This is a genomic window from Pseudomonadales bacterium (assembly GCA_013215025.1).
In the GTDB taxonomy this organism is placed as follows: domain Bacteria; phylum Pseudomonadota; class Gammaproteobacteria; order Pseudomonadales; family DT-91; genus DT-91.
Window position 1 is genome coordinate 1 of the sequence record JABSRR010000184.1, and the last position, 5,353, is coordinate 5,353.

Annotated in this window: 2 protein-coding genes; both read left to right on the plus strand. The window is 44.5% G+C overall.

The window, feature by feature from the left end:
* Window positions 1-14 precede the first annotated feature (14 nt).
* Window positions 15-4,862, plus strand: coding sequence for a T9SS type B sorting domain-containing protein (locus tag HRU21_11295; GenBank protein ID NRA42873.1), 4,848 nt, complete (start codon window positions 15-17; stop codon window positions 4,860-4,862).
* Window positions 4,863-5,022: 160 nt separating this feature from the next.
* Window positions 5,023-5,353 (plus strand): PIG-L family deacetylase (locus HRU21_11300; GenBank protein ID NRA42874.1); only part of this gene is annotated, 331 nt, incomplete at its 3' end.

The following is a 5,353-nucleotide window of genomic DNA, read 5'->3' on the forward strand; positions in this document are numbered from 1 at the left end:
AAATTTGGGTACGTGTGGAAAATGCGACCGCCCCTTCTTGCTTTGCCATCACCAGTTTTAACCTGATTGTGGTTGAAGAACCTGAAGTAACCATCCCTGCTGTAAACTTATCTCAATGTGGAGACTTTACTGGAACACAAGCTTTTGACCTGACTGTCAATAATGCTGTTTCCTTGGGCGTGCCTGATGCCGCTGGAACAGTGCTTTCTTACCACACTTCTCTAGCTGATGCAGACACTAACGCCAATGCCATTACCGATCCTGCTAATTACATTCCTACTGCGGCAACACAAACCATCTATATCCGTTTAGAAAATACTGGCGATAGCACTTGTTTTGGAACGACCTCTTTTCTGCTAAACATCTTTGATGTCGAAGCCATTCAGCCACCCGATTTAAGCCTTTGTGCGCAAACTGGTGGTACAGGACAGACCCTATGGGACTTGACACAGCAAGATGCTGTTGTTCTTGGGCCCAACCAAGATGTCACCACACACAATACCTCTTACCACAATTCCAATGCCAATGCAACGGCTAATACAAATGCCATCCCTGATCCGGCTAACTATACCAACATGGCTACGCCTGAAGAAATTTGGGTACGTGTGGAAAATGCGACCGCCCCTTCTTGCTTTGCCATCACCAGTTTTAACCTGATTGTGGTTGAACAGCCTGAAGTGACCATCCCTGCTGTAGACTTATCCCAATGTGGAGACTTTACTGGAACACAGCCCTTTGACTTAACTCTGAACGACCTCACTTCATTAGGTGTGCCTGATGCCGCTGGAACAATACTCACTTATCATAACGATCCAACAGATGCCAATACTGGCAGCAACCCCATTGCAAACCCGACGCTATACTTGGCCTCTTCAAATCCTGAAACCATCTATATCCGTTTGGAAAATGCGGGCGACAACTCATGCTTTATCACAGAGAGCTTTGTCGTAGGTAGCTTTGATGTCGAAGCTATTGCGCCATCTGACATCGAGAGCTGTGATGATGGTTCTGGTAATGGAACGGCTGCCTTCGACTTAACTTCTATCTCTGCCGAAGCCTTAGGATCTAACCAAACACTGGCTACACATAACATTAGTTTCCACCTCTCTCTAGCAGACGCTGATGCTAATGTAAATCCTATTCCGAACCCGTCGTCCTATGTGAATCTAACCAGCCCTCAAGATATTTTTATCCGTATCGAAAATCAACTCAATCCTAATTGCTATGCTGTTACCTCGTTCCAAATCATTGTTTCCAACTCTGATCCGATTAATCTAAACATCGATCCTTTGGTAGCTTGCGACGATGACAACGACGGGTTCTTTAACAATTTCGATCTAACCACTTTAGACGACATCATCACCATTGGGAATACCGATATTGTCATCTCTTACCACCTGACTCTAGCCGATGCCATTAATAATGTTGGTGTCCTGGCCTCGCCATACAGCAATGTCGTGCAAGATCAGCAAGAACTATTCTTTAGAGCCCTAGACACTAACAATGGGTGTGAGCAGTTCGGAAGTTTCTTTATTCAAGTCGTCCCTAGTCCTCTCTTAACACCTATACAAGATCCCCTAGTAGGCTGCGATGATGACTTTGATGGCGTGCTGGCCTTTGACCTTACAGAAGTTGAAGCTGAAGCCCTTGGCACTCTAGATCCTGCCAACCTTATCATTACCTACCACACTTCTCTTCTAGGCGCACAGACCGATACTGACCTTGTCCCTATTCCTACTGCTTTTCAGAACACATCGTCTCCGCAAAGCATCTGGATTAAAGTCGTCGACACCTCTAACAACAGCCTGTGTTTTGATATCCAAGAGTTCCAGATTATTGTCGAAGCTCTGCCAACAATTACTAATCCTGAACCTCTAGAGGTCTGTGACGATGATACGGGGGGCGACCTTAGTGACGAAATTGCCACATTCGACCTTAACGACGCCATCGATGAAATTACTCTGGGCAATAACGAACTTAACGTGCAGTTCTTTGAAACGGAAGATGATCTTTTAAACAATAACCCCATCAACCCTATCGATGCCTATGTCAATACCACTAATCCGCAGACCCTAGAAATCTTAGTCACTGCAAGCACTAACGGATGTAGCATTCGCACCACAATTACCTTAGCCGTTAACCCCGTGCCTAGCTTAGCACCAGTGCTAGACCCTATAGAAATCTGCGACCCTGATAACGATGGTTTTGCTGAATTCGACCTCCAAGACATCATCGAGGACATCTTAAACAACGAGCCTGAGGTTAGCATCACCTTTCACCTCACTGCGGCTGATGCTGAATTGGGTGTAAACCCTATCGATACCTCCCTGCCATTTGGCACAAGCAACAACGACACTCAAACCATTTATGTACGGGCAACAAACACTGGCCCAAATGGGAATGACGGAACGGAGTGTTTTGATACGCGTCCGCTCGACCTTATCGTAGTCCCTAGCCCAGAAATTGAAAACCTCATTGACCTCTCCCGTTGTGATGACGATACTCCTAACGGATTTGCCAGTTTTGACCTGACAATCAATACCCCTGAAGCTATAGGAACTCAGAACGACACTCAAGTGACCTATCATGAAACTCAGGCTGATGCTGAAGCAGGTACCAATGCCATTGCAGTGCCCACTAACTATACCAACATCACCAATCCGCAAACCATTTATGTGCGTATTGAAGATCTGGTTACAGGATGTGTGGATCTATTTGACAGTATTGGAGACCCTAACAACACCTTTACCCTTACGGTAGAAGCTTTACCTGTGGTATTTACACCAACAGCTCTTGAGATTTGTGACGACGACTACAACCAAGATCCGTTCCCGCAAACAGTATTTGACCTAACGGTGAAAGAACCGGAGATTGTAGGACAGACCGTCGTCCCTGCCAACTTAGTCTTTACTTATTTTGAAAGCCAAGACGATCTAGACAATGGGGTTGCTATTACAGACCATACAGCCTATACCAATACAGCTCAACCACAGACGATATTTATCGCTGTGCAAGATACCGATACGCAGAACAGTTGTACCACAACCGTGCTGCTTACCATAAACGTCTTGCCCTTGCCTAGCCCAAGCACCACAGATCCTGATGTGCTTAGACTCACTGGGTGTGATGACGATAATGACGGAGTAGCCATAGACCCCTTTGACCTTACATTCAGCGGGAACTTTATCGCAGGTTCTGAAAACGTACTGCTTAGCTATTACCTCAATGAAGACGGTGCTATTAATGAAGACCCTGCCGATCTCATCGCTGATCCTACAGCCTATGTCAACGACCCGGCCTTAAACGAAACCGATCAAAACGGACTTCCTACGAATGTTCAAATCATTTACGTCAGGGTGGATAATGATGTTGCAGGAAATTTCTGCTTTGTCATAGTCCCATTCGAGCTGGTCGTGTTGCCGAATCCTGAGCTTAACCCTGAAGGAGATCCTTTTGCCTATACCTTATGTGCAGATGATGAAACCTCTCCCGAAAACGCTACGCTCTTCTCTACCCAAGACATTACAAACAACTTATGGGACCTTACCGATGGTGCGAGCAACATTATCATACCGCTGCTTGACCCGAACACCACACCCGTGCAAAATATTGAGGATTTTGTAGTGACTTACCACACCTCTGAGCAGGACGCGGAGGATGGAATAAATGCCATATCTCCGGGATACATCGCCTCCAATGGTGAAATCCTATTTATACGGGTTACCAATATTGACTCGCAATGCTTTAATACCAACAACATCGCTCAGGTGCAAATCATCATCGAACCGCGCCCGAATATCGCTGCTGATAATCCTGATGAGCTTGTCGTATGTGCTGATGATTTTCAACAGGGCATTGCTACTATAGACCTCACCCTATACGATGACCTCATTAATCCTGGTGCCCCTAACAATACGCAAGTCCTATACTACGAAGGGCAAACCAATTATGACAACGGGGTATTCATCACCGATCCGGTGAACTACACTACTATACAAACCCCTACAACCATCATTGCTGAAGTAATCAATACACTCACAGGATGTGAGTCTAGCAGAACTCTCGTCTTTGATATCATCGTTAATCCTATATTTGGGGACATCTCTGGCTTCGATGGCGTCATCCTCTGTGTCGATGCCTCAGGAAATGCCATCTTTAACGAAATCTCGCCTCCAGTGATCGACACAGGACTCTCTGAGGCTGAATTTAGCTTTGAATGGGCCTTAGACGGCGTCCCATTGCCAGATACAACACCAAGCATTACGCCTACATTACCAGGGCTATATACCGTGGTGGTCACTCATCTGCTAACTGGATGCCAAGCCAACTCTAGTGCTAATGTTATCCCTAATCAAGCCATCAACTTTAATGTCGATGTCGTTACGACTGCATTTAGCTCAACCCATGCTGCTGAAGTCAATACCATTACTGGAAATGGTGACTTCGAGTTTAGAATCGATGACGGGCCATGGATACAACTCCAACCAGGGCAAACAACACTCTTGTTTACAAACCTAACGCCAGGTATGCATACCATTACTGGAAGAGACCAAGGAGGATGTGGTGAAGTAAGCATTGAGTTTATGTTTATCGATTATCCGCCATTCTTTACACCAAACCAAGATGGGTTTAACGACACCTGGAACATCAGCACACTCAGTGGTGATGAACAGGCTACTGTATACATCTTTGACAGGTATGGCAAACTCTTAAAGCAAATTAGCCCTAGAGGTGAAGGATGGGACGGTACTTATAACGGAAAGGCGATGCCGAGCCAAGACTATTGGTTTAGAGTTGAGTTTACAGAACCTACAACGGGAGCCAAAAGCGAGTTTAAAGCACATTTTACACTTAAAAGGTAAAACCTCACTCCTCCCCTTAATCATAAATGTGGGGAGGGGTGATAAAAATAACTTTACTGTAGCATCGCGCCTTGAATTGACTTAACTTTTTAACCTTACAAATCGTTAAAACTTTAAGCAATTAGTAGGATATACCCATATATTTGAGCAAAATAAATATATGAGACTAAGGAATTGGATTCTAAGCTGTTGCTTCATTTCTACAATCTGTTTTGCGCAAGAACCTCTAAAACAGAATAGTTTAGAAATATTAAATGACATAAAAGCCTTAAATTTTTTAGGAACAGTTTTATATGTTGCGGCACATCCTGATGATGAAAATACCCGTATGATTGCTTACAGTGCAAACAATCTTCATGCACAAACCTACTATTTATCGTTAACAAGAGGTGACGGAGGACAAAATCTATTAGGTTCAGATTTTAAAGAAGCTTTAGGAATTATTAGAACAGAGGAACTTTTAGCTGCAAGAAAAATTGATGGAGGAAAAC